This is a genomic window from Erwinia sp. ErVv1 (assembly GCF_900068895.1).
In the GTDB taxonomy this organism is placed as follows: Bacteria; Pseudomonadota; Gammaproteobacteria; order Enterobacterales; family Enterobacteriaceae; genus Erwinia.
Window position 1 is genome coordinate 363,113 of record NZ_CDPK01000004.1, and the last position, 379, is coordinate 363,491.

Below are 379 nucleotides of genomic sequence, written 5' to 3' on the forward strand. Positions count from 1 at the left end.
CGCATTGGCGGGGAGCCGGAACAGACACTGCCGATACAGTCAGAAGTCCCGGAAGGGCTGTATAAAGCCTCTGACCTGACGCTGTTATTTGCAGGACTGCTCGGCGGAGCAGGTGGGGCGGCTGGCAAAGTCGGTGCACTGGGCAGACTGTTCAGTAAAATTCCGGGTATCAACAAGCTGGCCCGTATCGCCTGCCGCGCTGGTGTGCTGATGACCGGTGCCGCTGCCGTGGGCATCATCGCGCGTCCGGTGGATATCGTCAGTGGGCAGAAGTTTCTGTCAGGTGATGACGAGCTGGATTTCGTATTGCCTTCCCGTCTGCCGGTGGTCTGGCAGCGTTACTGGCGCAGTGGCAATCCCGGCGACAGCGTGCTGGGCC

The 379-nt window shown here is 61.2% G+C and carries 1 pseudogene; it reads left to right on the forward strand.

The features are described 5' to 3' along the window. A pseudogene (locus tag A1830_RS23950) lies at positions 1–366 on the forward strand (DUF6531 domain-containing protein); the annotation flags it as partial. Positions 367–379 lie beyond the last annotated feature (13 nt).